Here is a 15002-nt window from a genome sequence, read left to right on the forward strand (position 1 = left end):
GGACCGCGCCCCTGTCCATGGCGATCGCCGATCCGGCCCACGCGCCGGGCGAACACGTACGGGGCCGCACGGCCCCGTTTTCCCGGCGAGTCGCTCGGCGACCGCGTCGCCGATACGATCGCCGTCGCTCGAGTGCTGCCGGCTACCGGCCCCCGGCACCTACGGTGTCGAGTACCCAGGCGTACTCGAACGCGACCTCACGCCATTTCTCGTACCGCCCGCTGACCCCGCCGTGACCCGCGCTCATCTCGGTCTTGAGCAGCAGCGGCGCATCCCCGGTTTTGGTGGCGCGGAGTTTCGCGACCCATTTCGCCGGTTCCACGTACAGCACCCGGGTGTCGTTGATGCTGGTGATCGCGAGAATCGCCGGATAGTCCTGGGCCACCACGTTCTCGTAGGGCGAATACGATTTCATGTAATCGTAGACGTCCTTGTCCGCCAACGGGTTTCCCCATTCGTCCCATTCGATCACGGTCAGCGGGAGCGAGGGATCGAGGATGGAGGTCAGCGGGTCGACGAACGGCACATTGGCCAATACCCCCGCGAAGAGTTCCGGCGCCATATTCGCCACCGCACCCACCAGCAGACCGCCTGCGCTGCCGCCGTCGGCGATCATCCGGTCCGCCGACGTGGTCGCGTTGTCCACGAGATGCCGTGCGCAGTCGACGAAATCGGTGAAGGTGTTCTTCTTGGTCAGGGTTTTACCGTTCTCGTACCACAGCCGGCCCATCTCGCCACCGCCGCGCACATGGGCGATGGCGAACACCATTCCACGGTCCAGCAGCGACAGCCGCGAGACCGAGAATCCGGGGTCCATACTGGCCTCGTAGGAGCCGTACCCGTAGAGCAGCAACGGTTTCGGGCCGGCCCTCAGGTCCGTATCGCGGCGGGCGACGATCGAGATCGGAATCCGCGTGCCGTCCGCGGCCTCGGCCCAATCACGGTGTTGTACATAGTCTCCGGCGTCGTAGCCGCCGAGCACGGGCTGTTCCTTGCGCAGCAGCAGTTCCCCGGTCTCCACCACATAATCGAAAACCTGGGTCGGGGTGATGAACGAGGTCAACCCGACCCGCAGGGTGGGCTGATCCCATTCCGGGCAGGAGCCGAGCCCGGCACTGTAGAGCTCGAGATCGAATTCGATCTCGCGCAGCTCGCCGTAACCGTCCGGGCCCAGTGGCCACACCGCCACCCGCGGCAGCGCCTCGCGGCGGTAGCTGAGCACCAGCTGCCCGGCGAATGCGTCGATATCCTCGAGCCGTACATCGTCGCGGTGCCCGATGAGTGTGCGCAGTTGTGCGGGATCGTCGGCCGGGGCCTCGGCCAGGACGAAGTTCTCCGCCTTCACCCCGTCCACGACGTCGTTGTGCAGGATCAGGAACCGGTCCCGGCCCGCCACCACAGCGTGTTCGGCGGCGTACTCCACGCCCTCCCGCCGGGGTAGCAGCACCCGGAACTCGCCGGTCGGGTTATCCGATTCCAGCACCCAGCCCTCGGTGGTGATCTTGGAGCCCACCCAGATCATCAGGTACTTCTCCGACCGGGTGCCGCCGATACTCACCCAGTACCGCTCGTCCGGTTCGTGGAAGACCTTGACATCGGTGTCGGTGCCGCTGCCGAGCCGGTGGCGCCAAACGGTATCGGGCCGCCACGATTCGTCGACCGTCTGATAGAAGACATGGCTGCCGTCCAGTGACCAGGTGGCGCCGGGCGCGGCCCGCTCGATCTCGTCGCCGAGCAGTTCGCCGGTGCGCAGATCCTTGAACCGCAGCGTGTAGCGCTCGTCGCCCGCCGTATCCACCGAGAAGGCCAGCAGGTTGCCGTCATGGCTCACCGAGAAGGCGCCGAGGGCGAAGAAATCGTGGCCCTCGGCCAGCTCGTTGCTGTCCAGCAGTACCTGTTCGCCGGGGATCTCGGTATCTGCCTCGAGCTTCGGCGGGGTCCAGGCATCGATACCGGCCGCGGCGGCATCGATCGGGCAGCGGCACTGCACGCCGTACTGCTTCCCCTCGAAGCTGCGCGAGTAATACCAGTACTCGCCCAGCCGGGTGGGCACCGACAGATCGGTTTCCTGGGTGCGGGATTTGATCTCGTCGAAGATCTTCTCTCGCAGCGGAGCCAGCTGCGCGGTCTGCGCCTCGGTGTAGGCGTTCTCGGCCTCCAGGTAGGCGATGACCTCCGGGTTGTCCTTGTCCCGCAGCCACTCGTATTCGTCGACGAAACGATCGCCGTGATGCACTCGCTCCTGCGGCACCGTCTTCGCCGTCGGCGCCGTCACCGCCTCGGTCATCGGACCACCAGTGTCAGCCATGGCCACCACCGTAGCGGCCCGGGTCCTACGCCCCGATCGCGCGGCCGACGACCGGCCAGGACGCCTTGAGATGGTCGTTCCAATACGACCAGGAATGGGTGCCGACCGGGCTGTAATCGACCCGGATCGGCACACCGGCCGCCCGCGCCCGCCGCTCGAAGGCGATCACACAGGTATCGACCGCGAACTCGATCGGGCCGCCGAGCACAATGTTCTCCGGCAGCTGCGGTTTCAATTCGAGTTCGTGTGGCCCCGGCAGACCCGTCCCGGTGGACAGGTACAGGGTTTTACCGCGCAACCGGTCCAGCATGAGCGCCGGATCGTGGGCCGCCCACGCCGGACTGCCGCCCGGGCCCCACATATTGTCGGGGTTGCCGCCACGGGTGATGATCGAGAACTGCACCGCGCCGGTGGCCATCCCGGTATCCGGGCAGGCGCTGTACCCGGCGACCGTGGTGTACAGCGCCGGATGCCGGGCCGCGAGGATATAGGCCGCATGCCCGCCCATGGACAGACCGCCGATCGCGTTCACCCCGTTACCGAAGAAATGGCCGTCGACGAGCGGCGGCAGCTCCTGCGTGAGGAAGGTTTCCCACTGGTAGTGGCCCAGTGCCGGGTCTTCCCGCTGCCAATTCGTGTAGTAGCTGGCCTTCCCGCCCACCGGCAGCACCACGTTCACGTTCTTGCCCCGGAAGAAGGCCTCCGCATCGGTGGCGTTGGTCCAAGTGCTCTGCCCGACCCCCGGGTCCAGCCCGTCGAGCAGGTAGTAGCTGGGCCGCGAACCACCACCGGCCGGATGCAGCACCTGCACCTGCACGACCTGGTTCATCGCGGGCGAGGCGATGAACATCGCGGACCGGGTGGGGCTCAGTGCGTCGATTCCGACGACCTCGGCCGCTGCCGCCGGAGCCGGCCGGAGAACAGGAAGGCCGGCGACCAATCCGATCACCGCCAGCATGAGTACAGCTAATCGGAACAACCGCACGTCCACACCTCCGTATCCCCACCCAGAACTCGGCGTAGGCCGACTCACACCATCATGCCCCGGCGGCGTTGTCGGCATTCAGCATTCGAACAGCAAACGTTCCAATAGTTATTGATACACGACCTTACGTGTCCCCGGACGCCCGTCCCCGCGAAACCGCTCCGGCAGTGGGAATCACGCCCGGCGCCGCTCCAGAGCGCCCCGGACGGAACCGGCGAGGTAGTCCAGGTCGGCGCGCGGCGGGGTCCGCGGACGCGCCCGCAGCCCGAATCCGTCTCCGGGAGTCCGCGGGATGACGTGCAGATGGACGTGGAAAACCTCCTGGCCTGCCGTGACACCGTCGGCGAGGAAGAAGTTCACGCCGTCACAAGCCACTTCACTCGCCCGCAGCGCCGCTGCCAACCGCTGCCCCACCTGGAACAACTTGCCACCGATCTCCGGATCGAGCTCACCGAGATTCCGGGCCGGAACCTTCGGAACGACCAGCAGATGCCCCGGGGTCAGCGGCCGGATATCCATGAACGCGAGCACATCGTCGTCCTCGTACACCCGGCTGGCCGGCGCCCGCCCGGCGATGATGTCGGCGAAAATCGAATACGGATCCATGAACCCCACTATGCGACCATCCCGAACGCCGCGGGAACAGAGGTTCACAGCCCGGACGGGCTGTGAACCCGACGGTCCAGGGAAGGGCGGTCAGAGGATGGGTGCGGGCGTGTAGCGGGCGGCCTCGGGGTAGGCGTCGGTCAGCTTGCCCACCTGGGCGACGACATCGGCGACCTGCGCGTCGGCCGCGCCGATGAACGCCGACTTGTCCGCCAGCGCCGCGTCCAGGGCGGCGCGGTCCAGCGGGAGACGGTCGTCGGCGGCGAGGCGGTCCAGCAGATCGGGTTCGCGACCCTGTTCGCGCATTGCCAGCGCCACCGCGACGGCGTGTTCCTTGATCACCTCATGGGCCGCTTCCCGCCCGACCCCGGCGCGGACCGCTGCCATCAGGATGCGCGTGGTGGCCAGGAACGGCAGGTAGCGATCCAGTTCGCGCGCGACCACCGCCGGGTAGGCGCCGAATTCGGCGAGCACGGTCAGGAAGGTTTCGGTCATACCGTCGAGGGCGAAGAACGCGTCCGGCAGCGCGACCCGGCGCACCACCGAGCAGAACACATCGCCTTCGTTCCACTGCGCGCCCGCGAGTTCGGCCGCCATCGACCCGTACCCGCGCAGCACCACCTGCAACCCGTTGACGCGTTCACAGGACCGGGTGTTCATCTTGTGCGGCATGGCCGAACTGCCCACCTGCCCGGGCTGGAAGCCCTCGGTGACCAGTTCGTGTCCCGCCATCAGCCGGATGGTGTGCGCCAGCGAGGACTGCGCGGCGCCGATCTGTACCAGCGCGGAGAGCACATCGTGATCCAGCGAACGCGGATAGATCTGGCCCACGCTGGTGAACACACTGGTGAAGCCGAGGTGCCGCGCTACCTGCTGCTCGAGAGCGGCCAGTTTCGCGGCGTCACCGCCGAGCAGGTCCAGCATGTCCTGCGCGGTCCCCATCGGGCCCTTGATCCCGCGCAGCGGATAGCGCTCGATCAGTTCGCGCAGCCGGGTGAGGCCGATGAGCAGTTCGTCGGCGGCCGAGGCGAAGCGTTTACCGAGGGTGGTGGCCTGCGCGGCGACATTGTGCGAGCGGCCCGCCATCACCACGGCCTGGTATTCGGCGGCGCGTTCGGCGAGCCGGGCAGCGACCGCAACCCCGTGCGCGTGGATATGTTCCAGCGACAGCCGGATCTGCAGCTGTTCGACATTCTCGGTGAGATCGCGGCTGGTCATCCCCTTGTGCACGTGTTCGTGGCCGGCGAGGGCGTTGAATTCCTCGATCCGGGCCTTCACATCGTGGCGGGTCACCCGCTCGCGTTCGGAGATCGAAGCCAGGTCGACCTGTTCGACAACCCGCTCGTAGTCCGCGACCACCCCGGGCGGGACCTCGACACCCAGCTCGGACTGGGCGCGCAACACCTCCAGCCACAGCCGCCGCTCGAGCACGATCTTGTGCTCGGGAGACCACAGATGCACCAGCTGCGGGCTGGCATAGCGGGTGGCGAGGACGTTGGGGATCAGGTCGGAGGTCACGTCCGGTCAGTCTAATGACCGGTACCGGTCCATCGGCTGGTGCGTCGCCGGAGCGACGATATCGATGACCTCCAGCAGTGCTCCGCGGGCCAGCCGCCGCGGTTGCGGGTCGGGTTCGCTCAGGGCGGCGACCGCCGCGCCGTCGACCACCGCGACCAGCCTGCGAAGTTGTTCGGGCCGCACGATCCGGTCGGATCGGCGCAGCACATCGGCAAGCAGCTCGTCGAGCTGCCCGCGTAGTCGGAGCTGGACCTCGCGTAGCTCGGGATGCCGCGCGGAGGCGACGGTGCGCTCGTAGCGGGCGATCAACCGGCCGCGCGCGCCGTCGTCGACCCCGTCGGAGCCGATCAGCAGGTCGAGCACCAGGTCGACGGTCGCCTCCGCACCGCGGCGGCGGTGGGTCACTTCACCGACGCGCCGCCGCATCGCCTCGAGTTCGGCGTTACCGCTGAACTCCACGGCGCGCGCGATCAGATCCTCGAGCGATTCGAAGTAGTACGTCGTCGAAGCCAGCGGGAGTTCGGCGCGGGTCGCGACCGATCGGTGCCGCACCGCATCGAAACCGCCTTCGAGCAGTAGTTCGGCGGCCGCAGCCACCAGCGCCTGGCGACGCCGTTCACCTTTCGGAGTCGTCGCGGTGATCACCGTGCCATCGTGCCAGTCGTCATCAGTACATCCGTGCGAAATGAGGGAAAGGGGAAACAACCATCGATGTTTCTACCGCATCCTCGCAGTGATGGTGTCGTACTGTGCAAAGTTGTTGCCGGGCAGAGAGATTGTGTCAAGCCCGCTGTTGCAGATAACCGCCCAGGCGGGTGAGCGCCGTTTCGATGTCGGCGGTGGCGCCGGCGAAGGAGAGGCGGACGGTCCGGTTCCCGTTCACGGTGTCGAAATCGAGGCCGGGCGCCAGCGCCACCCCGGTATGGGCCAGTACGTCCGCGCACCACGCCATCGAATCGTCGGTGAGGTGGCCGATATCGGCGTAGGCGTAGAAGGCGCCGTCGGCGGGGGCGAGATCGGTGATCCCGAGCACGGCCAGCCCGTCGAGCAGGATCCGGCGGTTGGTCGCGTACCGCCGCACATGGCCGTCCAGTTCCGCCCGGGACTCTGCGTCGAAGGCGTGCACCGCCGCATACTGCGAGATCGCGGGCGGGCAGACGGTCATATTCGACGCCAGCCGCTGCAGCGCGGGCCGGATCGCTGCGGGAGCCAGCATCCAGCCCAGCCGCCAGCCGGTCATCGAGAAGTACTTCGATACCGACCCGATCACCACAGCTGACCGGGAGGTCTCCCACGCCGAGGTGGTGCGCTCCCCGCCGTAGGTGATGCCGTGATAGATCTCGTCGGAGATCAGCAGGGTGCCGTGCGCATCGCACCAGCGGGCCACGGCGGCGAGTTCGGCGGGCTCGATCATGGTGCCCGTCGGGTTGGCCGGGCTGGCCACGATCAACCCGCGCGGTGCTTCGGGCAGGCTGTCCAGCATCGCGACGGTGGGCTGGAACCGCGTTTCGGCGCGACAGTCCAGTTCCACCACCCGGCAGCCCAGCGCCGTCAGCGTGTTGCGGTAGGCCGGATAGCCCGGCCGCGCGACCACCACCGTGTCGCCGGGGTCGAAGGCCGCCAGGAAGATCAGCGTGAACGCCCCCGACGACCCGGTGGTGACCACGACATCGTCGGGATCGACCGGGTAACCGTAGGTGCGCCGATGATGTTCCGCGATGGCCTCACGTAACGGCAGGATGCCGAAAGTCTCGGTGTAGCCGAATAATTCGGCATCGATCGCCGCTTTCGTGGCACGCAGCACCGGCGCCGGAGCAGGGGTGGAGGGCTGGCCTGCGGCCAGGCTCAGCACATCACCGTGCGTTCGGGCGCGTTCGGCGGCGGCTTTCCAGACATCCATCACGTAAAAAGGTGGAATGGTCGAGCGCCGAGATTCAGTGGACACCCGACCGACGGTAGAACACCGCTTCGGACGCTTCGACGGCTATGGTCTGCTCTGATGCTCGACAAGGCCCGCCGGCCGGCCGCCGGCCCGCCATCCGCCGAGCCCGGTTCCACCGCTTCCGGTAGCGGTCCCGGGTTCCTCCGGCGTAGCCGGAGCCGGACTTCCCGGCGCGGTGCGACCCCCGCGGAGCAGGGACCGGAACCCGCAAGCTCGACAAGCATCGGAACCCTGCCGGACGAATCGGAAACCGCGCTCGACACGCCGCTCCCCGACAATCCGGAAGACGACGGCCCGCCGGCCCCGGAACCTCGTACGCTGCTGCGCCGCGCGGTCGTGACCGGCGGTGGCCGGCTGATCGCGCCCGACTGGCGGGAACGCGCCACACAGGAACGAGAAACGCACCCGACACCGCGGCAACGGCTGGCGGCCGCGCACCGGTGGACCCGGCGGCAGCTCACCGCGCTGCGCGACCGGATCCCGACGCGAGCCGAGCTCACCGAACTCCTCGACCGCCGCCCGTCGGCGCAGGATATCGCCGAGTCCGCACGGCGGCACCGCTTCCTCCTCGGCGGTCTGGGGCTCACCCTGCTGCTGGCCGCCGGAGATGCGGGCGCGGGTCTCTTGGTGACCGAGCAGCCCCCCGCGCCCGGTATCGCCCACCGCGTCGCGGTCGCTCACCCGCTGAAACTGTCCACACCGGTGCCCTCGGTACGCCGCTATCTCGACGCCATCGCCAACGGTGAGCGGCTTCGCGAACAGGCCGTGGTGGCCGCCGCCGCCCGCGCGACCCTGGAGCGGGCGAAAGCGGAGGCCGCGGCCGCGGCGGCGGGTCAGGACCAGCCGTGGATCAACAGCGCACCGGCTCCCGAGGGCGCGCTTCCGCCCGGCGCCATCCCGCCCGGGCCCGGCGGTTTCGTTCTCCCCGCTCCAGGCACATTCACCTCCGGTTTCGGCAGCCGCTGGGGTACGTACCACCGCGGTATCGATGTCGCCGGGCCGATCGGCACGCCTATCTATGCCGTCGCCGACGGGACGGTCATCGATGCGGGCCCGGCCCAGGGGTTCGGCCTGTGGGTACGGATCCGGCACAACGACGGCACCATTTCGGTTTACGGCCATATGTACGATTTCTTCGTTTCGGTCGGCGAGCGGGTGCCCGCCGGGATGCAGATCGCCCGAATGGGTAATCGTGGTGATTCCACCGGTCCACATCTGCATTTCGAGATCATCATGGACGGACAGCATGTGGATCCGCAGCGCTGGCTGGCACTGCACGGCCTTTCGTACGGCTGATCTGCCATCGGGCAAATATTCGGTACCCGGAACCGAGCACGCCCCGACGGCCGCCGCAGTGTGATCGATACCTCAGAATTCGCAGGTACAGCCGTTTCTCTCAGCAGAATAGAACCGACAGTTGGCTATTGGTTCACCTTTTGTTAACCTTTCGCAATCATTCTGTGATTCGCCAGAGAACAGAGCGCAAGCCTGCATATCGCGGCAAAGATATTCGTCCGGATATCCCGCCGCCCCAGCACCGCCGAAACCATCGGCGCACGGGATACCGCGTCACTGGCCGCGAACAACTGAACCCTCAGATCCCCAACGCAATCACAAAAGGAAACAGCGCAACAACGGCGCCGGCGATATCGCGGCGGCGTGGATCCCGCGCTGCCGGAGTTCGTTATGTATCTACGAAAACTGTTGCCCCTGGCCGTTGTCGCCGCCGCCCTCGCGGTCCCCGTGCAGGCCGCAGCCGAAACCCCGATTGCCGGCGTACCCGCGGAGCTGCAAGGCCCCGCGCAGCAACTGCAACAGCAGGCCCAGCAGTGGCAACAGCAGCTGCCGCAACCGCAGCGGGATCAGCTACAACAATTCGTCCAGCCGCTGCCGCAACCGCTACCGCAGCTCATGCCGCCGAGCTTCCCCGACAATCTGGACGGCTGGATCCGTAACGCGCTGCATATCCTCGGCCAGCGCGGTATCCCGGCGAGCTACGAGGGCATCCACCGCACCGCCATGCGCGAATCCGGCGGCAACCCGCACGCGATCAACCTCTGGGATTCCAACGCCGCAGCCGGTATCCCCTCGAAGGGGCTAATGCAGGTCATCGATCCCACCTTCGCCGCTTACCACGTGGAAGGCACGTCGTGGGATATCTACGATCCGGTCGCGAATATCGCCGCGGCCTGCAACTATGCCGCGGCCCGCTACGGCTCGATCGATAACGTCTTCGGGGCATACTGACCGCACCCGGTTCCGGGGCGCGACGCCACAGCCTCCTGGGCGGTCGGCGTCGTGCAACTCGGAAATTCAGCGTCCCGCGACCGGAAATTCAGCGGCGCGCCCAGGATTTCAACCTCCCGCCCAGGAACTCAACCTCCCGCTCGGGAGGTTCAGCGTCGCGCGTCCGGTAGCTCAGCCCCGCGCCCGGGGAAACTCAGCCTCGGGCGCCCCCGGACTCGGCAACCGTGCGCCTCGACTGCTCGGCAACGTGCACCCCGGCTGCTCGGCAACGTGCACCCCGACTGCTCGGCAACGTGCACCCCGACTGCTCGGCAACGTGCACCCCGACTGCTCGGCAACGTGCACCCCGACTGCTCGGCAACGTGCACCCCGGCTGCTCGGCTAACGTACGTCCTGAGAGTCAGAGCTCTATGCGGCCCTCGACCGCGGCGAGCCCGATATCCGAGCGGTAGTGGCTGCCGGGCAGTTTGATCCCCGCCAGCCGGTCGTAGGCGGCAACGCGTGCGGCCGTCAGATCCACACCCGTGCCGACGATGCTCAGCACCCGGCCGCCCGCTGAGACCAGTGCACCGTCCGCACGCTGCGATGTCCCCGCGTGCAGAACGGTCGCCGGATCGTCGGTCGCCGCATCGCTCGCCCCGGTGATCACATCACCGGTACGCGGCCGCCCCGGATAGTTCTCCGCGGCCAGCACCACCGTGACCGCCGCCCCACCGTGCCAGCGCGGTGCCGGCGTCTCGGCCAGAGTGCCGGTCGCGGTGGCGAACAGCAGCTCGCCCAGCGGGCTGTCCAGCAGGGCCAGCACCGCCTGCGTTTCCGGGTCCCCGAAGCGGCAGTTGAATTCCACCACCGCCGGGCCCGCCGCGCCCATCGCCAGGCCGGCGTACAGCAGACCGGTGAAAGGGCAACCGCGCCGGACCATTTCGGCGGCGACCGGGGCCACCACCTCGTCGACGATCTGCGTGACCATCCCGTCGGGCAGCCACGGCAGCGGCGTATACGCGCCCATCCCGCCGGTATTGGGCCCGGTATCCCCGTCGCCCACCCGCTTGTGGTCCTGCGCCGGCAGCAGCGGCACCACCGTCTCCCCGTCCACCAGGCAGAACAGCGATACCTCCGGACCGTCGAGGAAAGATTCCAGCAGTACCGGATGCCCTTGTTCGAGCAGTTCGGCAGCATGATCACGGGCGGCCAGGCGATCCTGGGTGACCACGACGCCCTTACCGGCGGCCAAGCCGTCGTCCTTGACCACCCAGGTCGGGCCGAAACGATCCAGCGCGGCATCCAGTTCGGCCGGGGTATCCACCACCTCGCTGTGCGCGGTCCGTACGCCGGCCGCGGCCATCACATCCTTGGCGAACGCCTTCGAACCCTCGATCCGGGCGGCCTCGGCCGACGGGCCGAAGCAGGCGATACCGGCCGCCCGCACGGCATCGGCCACCCCCAGGACCAGCGGTACCTCGGGGCCGATCACCACCAGATCCGCGGCCACCTCCCGCGCCAGCGCGGCCACGGCCTCCGCGGATCCAGCGTCCACCGGGCGCACCTGCGCGTGCTGGGCGATACCGGCGTTGCCCGGTGCCGCGATGAGCGCACTCACCGCCGGGTCACGGCGCAGCGCAAGGACGAGGGCGTGTTCACGGGCTCCGGAACCGATGACGAGTACTCGCACCCGGACAGCTTAGAGCGTGCCGGGAACCCGGCTGCGCAGTGCCGGACGCTCAACCGCTGCGCGCATGAGGGTCTCCGATGCCACGGCCTGAAGCTGCCGGGCAACCCGAGCCCCGCTCTCCGGCACATCCGGGTTCCCCCGGTCGTGCAGCGCCGGTACCAGCGTGTTCCCGCCAGTCGGCGCCCGCTCGCGCCGTCTTGTGGATGATGGTGGTGAAACATCCGAGGCGGGTGGGTAACTCGCGCACCGGCCCGCCGGGGTCAACGCGCGGACGGGAGGACGATCATGGGCCTGATGGACGGGATCATGGGTAACGCCGGGCAAATGGATCCGGCGCAGGCGCAACAGGAATTTCAGCGGCTACTGGGCAACGGCGAACAGATCTATTCGGCCTACATTCTGGTCCGCGACGCCATGCTGTTCACCAATCGCCGTCTCATCCTCGTCGACAAGCAGGGTTTGTCCGGCCGGAAGGTGAGCTATCACAGCATCCCGTACCGCGCGATCACCCATTTCTCGGTGGAAACCGCCGGCACCTTCGACCTGGACGCCGAACTGCTGGTGTGGATCTCCGGTTCCGACACACCTCTGCAGAAGCGGTTCAACCGCCAGGTCGACATCTACGAGGTCCAGGGCATCCTGTCGCACTTCGTCGGCGTGTAGGGCACCCGGCTCTGTCCGGCCGGCCCCGGCGCGCCATAAGCTCACCGTATGGCTTCTGTTTTCAGTGCGATCATCGCCGGGGATCTGCCGGGCCGGTTCGTCTGGGAGGACGACGAATTCGTCGGGTTCCTCACCATCGCGCCGGTGACCCAGGGGCACACCCTGGTGGTCCCCCGCAAGGAAATCGACCAGTGGCAGGATATCGAACCCGAGGTCTTCGCCCGCCTCAACGCTGTGGCGCAGAAGGTCGGGCAGGCCGTGCGGGCGGCGTTCGACGCGCCCCGGGCCGGTCTGCTGATCGCCGGGCTGGAGGTTCCCCACCTGCACGTACACGTCTTCCCGGCCTTCACCATGGGCAACTTCGATATCTCCGGGGCAGACCCGAATCCGGCCCCGGACTCACTCGACGACGCACAGACCAGGATCAAGCAGGCCCTGCGCGACCTCGGCTACGGGGCGAACGTCCCCGCCTGATCGAAGCGCCGCCCGCAGTAGCCGGCGTGTGACGCCTCGGCCCTCCACTGCTCACCCGAGAAATATCCCCCACGGCGGCGCCATCAGGGACATTTCAAGGAGCGCGCGCCAGCGGAAAACACCAACCGACTGTCTAGTACGACTGCCCGTGCGCATAGCGCGCACGGCGGAGGTGCCGACCATTGCCTCGGTTGCGGCTCTTGTAAGTCGGGAGCTGCGAATCGCAGTTCGGACAGACCAGTCGCAAATTTTCGCGCCGATTATCGCTTGCGTGACCGTTGATGTGATCGAGCACGAATACGAGCGGAGCACCCCGCCATTCGTCGCGGGTATCGCAGATCGCGCAGCGGTTGCTCTGGGCTCGCGCAAGATAGTCACGGATGTAGTGCCCCTGATAGCTGCCCACATCCGCCTCGCCCGTAGCGAGCCAAAGCCGGGTCTTCGCCTCGCGCTGGGCTGCTTGCTGGCAACTTGTAGTGCAGTACAGCTTCTGGCTGCGCTTGACGAGCAGCGCTGAACACCCCCGGCATCGCCTCATACAGCGGAAAACTACTCCGACCCACCGACATATCGGTGGGCCGGAGCGATAGACGAGCCGCCTGAGGGACTCGAACCCTCAACCTACGCATTACAAGTACGTTGCGCTGCCAGTTGCGCCAAGGCGGCGGAGCGGCCCAGAATACGAGCCGCTCGGCAGCCGATCATACGGGGCTGCCGCCGGGTTCGCGAACCAGATCTCACCGGAACCACCGCCAGCGGACGAGCCGAGTCCGGATGAGTACCGCGGCGAAGGTGGATGCAGATCGGCCGGACAGACTACGCAGCCCGGCGCCGAACTCCAAGGTGTCCGATGCGGCGCCCGCATCGGACACCGCACCGGATCAGAGTCGACCGGGCTGCGCGGGAGGAGACTACTTGCGGGCCGCTTCGTCGGCCGCCATGGCGTCACGCAGGCTCTTGGGCCGCATATCGGTCCAGTTCTGCTCCACGTACTCCACGCAGGCCGCGCGGCTGTCCTCACCGAAGACCACGCGCCAGCCGGCCGGGACCTCGGCGAAAGCCGGCCACAGGGAATGCTGTTCTTCGTCGTTGACCAGAACGAAGAAGCGGCCGTCCTCGTCGTCGAACGGGTTGGTGCTCATTTCACCTCACAGGGGTGCTCGCGCGTATGTGTACGGATCTTGTCCGGGTCCGGCACGGCAGGAAGGTGGAACCTCCGGCTGCCGTTTTGCGAACCCAACGATGTGTCGACCCTAGCAAGGCCGGCGTTAACTGTGGGTCCCCCCTAGGACGCGAAGAACTCCAGGAGGATCTTGTTCACTGTATCGGGTCGCTCCAGGTAGCCGTAATGGCCGGCATCGGGAACCTCCTGGTAGCGGCCGCCCGGAATGGCCTCGGCAACCTCCCGGGACAGGTACGGCGGAATCATCCGGTCATCGGCGAAACCCACCGCCAGGCACGGCACCCGGATGCCCCGGTAGGCGTGCACCCGATCGAATTCGTGGTCCATCTTGCGCTGGGCGCGGATACCGGGGGTCACCGGACCGCCGGTGAACTCGAACAGGTCCAGCCAGTCGCGGGCCGCGTTGGCGTCGGCCATGGTGGCGGGGGAAAGGTTCATCACCGCGGTGAGGGCGGCCTCGTACTTCGGTGGCAGCTTCACCCCGCTCTCGTCGAGTTCGTGTTCGCCCAGCGAGAGGGTCCTCTGGAACCGATCCAGCCGGCCGTGCCCGGCCAGGAAAACAGCCTTACGCACCAGCTCGGGCCGGGCCAGGGCGAGTTCCTGCGCCACCCGGGCACCCATCGACGTTCCGGCCACCAGCGCCGGGCCTTCGTCCAGGAACTCGATCAGCGCCGCCGTATCGGCGACCATTTCCTCGATGGTCATACCGCCGGCGGCCTCGTAGGAGGGCGCGATTCCCCGGTTGTCGAACGTGCAGACCCGGTAGCCGGCGGCGACCAGGGCCGGTACCTGATGCAGCTCCCATACGCGGCCCGGGCTGCCCGTCCCCATGATCAGCACGACCAGCGGGCCGCCGCCTTTCACATCGGTGCCCTTGGAACGGTCTCCTTTGATCTGATAGTTGAGCGATATTCCGTTCACCGTGGCCAACGGCATGCTGACGGCCCCTTCCTGATCGTTTCCGCTGCCCACGGTATAGCCCTCGGGGCGGCGTTGTGTTACCGCGGCCGCAGCGACCGCTTCGTGGGACAGATACCATTGACATTTCACATACCAGCGCACCTGCCGGGAGGAATGAGATGGCCGCGAAAAGCAGCGCCAACGGTATCGCCGACGACGAACTGGAGCCCCTCGCCGACGAGACCGCTCGTCAGGCGCAGCGGGTCGTGGCCGCCTATGCCGCCGATGCCGACGAATGCCGGATGCTCCTGTCGATGTTGGGTATCGGCCCGGGCGGCCGAACCGAATAAGCTGAGCCTTATCCGCATGGCCGAGCGCCTGGTCACGCAAGCTATCGCCTCCGGGCGCTGACGGTCATGTGGGCCGCCGGCGCCAACGGCGACGTCAGCGGATCCACACAACTACATGGCATGAGCGGGTCAGGCCCGAAGGCGGCAGCGGAGC

Annotated in this window: 15 protein-coding genes and 1 tRNA gene; 5 read left to right on the forward strand and 11 right to left on the reverse strand. The window is 67.5% G+C overall.

Annotation, left to right across the window (positions count from 1 at the left end; genetic code table 11):
- Window positions 1-142 precede the first annotated feature (142 nt).
- From ACFWPH_RS10990 to ACFWPH_RS11015, 6 genes are all read right to left on the reverse strand, one after another.
- Entirely contained in the window at window positions 143-2308 is a 2166-nt protein-coding gene (locus tag ACFWPH_RS10990; protein WP_378749834.1) for a S9 family peptidase, read from the reverse strand.
- A 25-nt stretch (window positions 2309-2333) separates the two neighbouring features.
- Complete coding sequence (locus ACFWPH_RS10995; RefSeq protein ID WP_378750639.1) at window positions 2334-3266, reverse strand: alpha/beta hydrolase; 933 nt, start codon at window positions 3264-3266, stop codon at window positions 2334-2336.
- Window positions 3267-3467: 201 nt separating this feature from the next.
- A complete protein-coding gene (locus ACFWPH_RS11000) occupies window positions 3468-3899 on the reverse strand; it encodes an HIT family protein (RefSeq protein WP_378749836.1) in 432 nt (143 codons plus the stop codon).
- A 90-nt stretch (window positions 3900-3989) separates the two neighbouring features.
- Window positions 3990-5417, reverse strand: coding sequence for an adenylosuccinate lyase (purB, locus tag ACFWPH_RS11005; RefSeq protein ID WP_378749838.1), 1428 nt, complete (start codon window positions 5415-5417; stop codon window positions 3990-3992).
- 6 nt (window positions 5418-5423) lie between these two features.
- Complete coding sequence (locus ACFWPH_RS11010; RefSeq protein ID WP_033244076.1) at window positions 5424-6062, reverse strand: TetR/AcrR family transcriptional regulator; 639 nt, start codon at window positions 6060-6062, stop codon at window positions 5424-5426.
- A gap of 136 nt (window positions 6063-6198) precedes the next feature.
- Window positions 6199-7362 (reverse strand): pyridoxal phosphate-dependent aminotransferase, encoded by a 1164-nt coding sequence (locus ACFWPH_RS11015; RefSeq protein ID WP_378749840.1) that lies wholly within the window; start codon window positions 7360-7362, stop codon window positions 6199-6201.
- A 54-nt stretch (window positions 7363-7416) separates the two neighbouring features.
- Here ACFWPH_RS11015 and ACFWPH_RS11020 point away from each other — a divergent pair, with 54 nt between their 5' ends.
- Together ACFWPH_RS11020 and ACFWPH_RS11025 are read left to right on the forward strand one after the other, a co-directional pair.
- Window positions 7417-8655 (forward strand): peptidoglycan DD-metalloendopeptidase family protein, encoded by a 1239-nt coding sequence (locus tag ACFWPH_RS11020; protein ID WP_378749842.1) that lies wholly within the window; start codon window positions 7417-7419, stop codon window positions 8653-8655.
- Between the two features lie 363 nt (window positions 8656-9018).
- Complete coding sequence (locus ACFWPH_RS11025) at window positions 9019-9606, forward strand: transglycosylase SLT domain-containing protein (RefSeq protein WP_378749844.1); 588 nt, start codon at window positions 9019-9021, stop codon at window positions 9604-9606.
- A 400-nt stretch (window positions 9607-10006) separates the two neighbouring features.
- Here ACFWPH_RS11025 and purD read toward each other — a convergent pair whose 3' ends face one another.
- Window positions 10007-11278, reverse strand: a complete 1272-nt coding sequence (gene purD, locus ACFWPH_RS11030) for a phosphoribosylamine--glycine ligase (protein WP_378749846.1) — start codon at window positions 11276-11278, stop codon at window positions 10007-10009.
- A gap of 285 nt (window positions 11279-11563) precedes the next feature.
- Here purD and ACFWPH_RS11035 point away from each other — a divergent pair, with 285 nt between their 5' ends.
- Together ACFWPH_RS11035 and ACFWPH_RS11040 are read left to right on the forward strand one after the other, a co-directional pair.
- Window positions 11564-11941 (forward strand): PH domain-containing protein, encoded by a 378-nt coding sequence (locus ACFWPH_RS11035; RefSeq protein WP_378749848.1) that lies wholly within the window; start codon window positions 11564-11566, stop codon window positions 11939-11941.
- Between the two features lie 48 nt (window positions 11942-11989).
- Entirely contained in the window at window positions 11990-12415 is a 426-nt protein-coding gene (locus ACFWPH_RS11040) for an HIT family protein (protein ID WP_378749850.1), read from the forward strand.
- Window positions 12416-12548: 133 nt separating this feature from the next.
- Here ACFWPH_RS11040 and ACFWPH_RS11045 read toward each other — a convergent pair whose 3' ends face one another.
- From ACFWPH_RS11045 to ACFWPH_RS11060, 4 genes are all read right to left on the reverse strand, one after another.
- On the reverse strand, window positions 12549-12953 hold the full coding sequence (locus ACFWPH_RS11045; protein ID WP_378749852.1) for an HNH endonuclease: 405 nt from the start codon (window positions 12951-12953) through the stop codon (window positions 12549-12551).
- Between the two features lie 55 nt (window positions 12954-13008).
- A tRNA-Thr gene (locus ACFWPH_RS11050) sits at window positions 13009-13081 on the reverse strand.
- Window positions 13082-13326: 245 nt separating this feature from the next.
- The gene (locus ACFWPH_RS11055; RefSeq protein ID WP_030522889.1) at window positions 13327-13557 is read right to left on the reverse strand and encodes an MbtH family protein; all 231 of its coding nucleotides are present in this window, start codon (window positions 13555-13557) and stop codon (window positions 13327-13329) included.
- Window positions 13558-13700: 143 nt separating this feature from the next.
- Window positions 13701-14534, reverse strand: coding sequence for an alpha/beta fold hydrolase (locus tag ACFWPH_RS11060; protein ID WP_378750641.1), 834 nt, complete (start codon window positions 14532-14534; stop codon window positions 13701-13703).
- A gap of 143 nt (window positions 14535-14677) precedes the next feature.
- Between ACFWPH_RS11060 and ACFWPH_RS11065 the strand changes: the two genes are divergently transcribed.
- Window positions 14678-14848 (forward strand): hypothetical protein, encoded by a 171-nt coding sequence (locus ACFWPH_RS11065; protein ID WP_168443490.1) that lies wholly within the window; start codon window positions 14678-14680, stop codon window positions 14846-14848.
- Window positions 14849-15002 lie beyond the last annotated feature (154 nt).

Source organism: Nocardia sp. NPDC058499 (assembly GCF_042719915.1).
Lineage (GTDB): Bacteria > Actinomycetota > Actinomycetes > Mycobacteriales > Mycobacteriaceae > Nocardia.

Coding starts and splice junctions, on each gene's coding strand:
- ACFWPH_RS10995 (WP_378750639.1), bottom strand. CDS start 3,266: ATGCTGGCGGTGATCGGATTGGTCGCCGGCCTTCCTGTTCTCCGGCCG.
- ACFWPH_RS11035 (WP_378749848.1), top strand. CDS start 11,564: ATGGGCCTGATGGACGGGATCATGGGTAACGCCGGGCAAATGGATCCG.
- ACFWPH_RS10990 (WP_378749834.1), bottom strand. CDS start 2,308: ATGGCTGACACTGGTGGTCCGATGACCGAGGCGGTGACGGCGCCGACG.
- ACFWPH_RS11055 (WP_030522889.1), bottom strand. CDS start 13,557: ATGAGCACCAACCCGTTCGACGACGAGGACGGCCGCTTCTTCGTTCTG.
- ACFWPH_RS11060 (WP_378750641.1), bottom strand. CDS start 14,534: ATGCCGTTGGCCACGGTGAACGGAATATCGCTCAACTATCAGATCAAA.
- ACFWPH_RS11045 (WP_378749852.1), bottom strand. CDS start 12,953: ATGAGGCGATGCCGGGGGTGTTCAGCGCTGCTCGTCAAGCGCAGCCAG.
- ACFWPH_RS11040 (WP_378749850.1), top strand. CDS start 11,990: ATGGCTTCTGTTTTCAGTGCGATCATCGCCGGGGATCTGCCGGGCCGG.
- ACFWPH_RS11020 (WP_378749842.1), top strand. CDS start 7,417: ATGCTCGACAAGGCCCGCCGGCCGGCCGCCGGCCCGCCATCCGCCGAG.
- ACFWPH_RS11000 (WP_378749836.1), bottom strand. CDS start 3,899: ATGGATCCGTATTCGATTTTCGCCGACATCATCGCCGGGCGGGCGCCG.
- ACFWPH_RS11065 (WP_168443490.1), top strand. CDS start 14,678: ATGGCCGCGAAAAGCAGCGCCAACGGTATCGCCGACGACGAACTGGAG.